Source organism: Odoribacter sp. (assembly GCF_985060555.1).
This window is the reverse complement of the sequence record NZ_CFKYFN010000030.1, coordinates 1-1422: the sequence shown is the minus strand read 5'-3', so window position 1 is coordinate 1422 and position 1422 is coordinate 1. Positions and strand designations below refer to the sequence as shown.

Sequence of the window (1422 nt, the reverse complement as noted above, 5' to 3'; positions counted from 1 at the left end):
GACCTGTTACACGAGGATCTGTCACTTCTGAAAAATAATTAGAGGTATTCATTTTGCAATGATAAACTTTTTAGAGGAATTTTGGTGCGGTCGCCCTGCTTTATAACTCTAATAATATCAAATATTAAAAAAGTTCTGGTTATATCCATTCTCGAGCATACTATTGTATTTTTCTTCGTCGAAAGAGTAGAGATAAGCTCCTTTTTTCGAAGTAGAGTAGTCCTTTTTACCCGTATTGATCAGGATATTCATGCTATGGATCTTCTTCCGGAAATTACGTTTGTCGATTTCACATCCGAAAATCGCCTCGTAAAGCATCTGTAAAGAAGGAAGCGTAAACTCCTGAGGTAACAGGTTGAAACCTACCGGACAATTGGTCGCCCGTCTCCTCAAACGCCCCAAAGCTTTCGTAACCATCTGGTTGTGATCGAAGATCAGAGGAGGCACTTGTTCCAACAGTACCCATGCTGCATTATATGAACTCACCGCCTCTTTATCATAATTACGGATATCCATCAAAGCAAAATAAGCGGCAGAAACGACACGGGCTCCAGGATCACGCCCCACATCACTGAATGTCATCAATTGCTCCATATAAACTTTTTCCAAGCCGGTGCAATCCCTCAATACCCGTTCCGCCGCCTGGTCCAGATTCTCATCCGCCCGCAAAAAACCTCCCATCAGAGACCATTCTCCCTTACAAGGTTCAAAATTCCGCTTTAATAACAACAACTTTAATCCTTCCTCATCGAAACCAAAAATAATACAATCTACAGCGACTTTGAAATCAGCCTCTTGTTCATAATACCTTATACTTTCCACCTCGTAAAATTTTTTTACAAAACAAGCAAAAAAATAATTATAAGGCAAATTTTTTCTACAGTTAAAAGTATAAGATACACTTAAGCTTCTATTTCTCGTATACCGATTCGCGCATCTTTGCATTTTCTTTTGTAGCAGCCCGATTGCCGACAAAATGAAAATATCGCTTTAATATTTAAACGGTTCGGTTTTCACAAAAATCCGATAGTCTTTGATCATCCCCGGCAGGTTCGCTTCTGCCCGCGGCAGATAACGGAAACCGGTCACTTCAGTCACCTCTCCCAGATCGGTCACAATCTGGTGGAGATGCTTCGGTTACTGCCCACTATAAGCGGTGTGCCATATAAAGACTAAACGAAATATTCCGGTCCAGCATAGCTTTCATTCCTTCTACCAAAGCTTCCGTACTCCAGGTTTCGTGGGGACATCCCCAATGGTCGAACCAACCGGGCCAAAATTCGCTACACATCAGAGGGGGACTTTTGGAAACACAATCCCAACACAGGGCAACCGCACCAAAATTTCTATTAAAATATGTTTTGTGGCATAAATCATTAAAATATTTCAAAAAAAGTTGTGTAATTGGGGAATAAAGGTAAT

Annotated in this window: 2 protein-coding genes and 1 pseudogene; all 3 read right to left on the bottom strand. The window is 40.9% G+C overall.

Going from position 1 to position 1422, the window contains the following annotated elements:
- Positions 1 to 117: 117 nt before the first annotated feature.
- Positions 118 to 822 carry an NUDIX hydrolase gene (locus AC5RDS_RS03635; RefSeq protein WP_370752008.1) on the bottom strand — a complete coding sequence of 235 codons (705 nt, stop codon included), beginning with the start codon at positions 820 to 822 and terminating at the stop codon, positions 118 to 120.
- 168 nt (positions 823 to 990) lie between these two features.
- Positions 991 to 1116: a discoidin domain-containing protein gene (locus AC5RDS_RS03630; RefSeq protein ID WP_147347810.1), complete on the bottom strand. Its 126-nt coding sequence runs from the start codon at positions 1114 to 1116 to the stop codon at positions 991 to 993.
- Positions 1117 to 1156: 40 nt separating this feature from the next.
- Positions 1157 to 1297: pseudogene (locus AC5RDS_RS03625) on the bottom strand (beta-galactosidase); the annotation flags it as partial.
- Between the last annotated feature and the right edge of the window lie 125 nt (positions 1298 to 1422).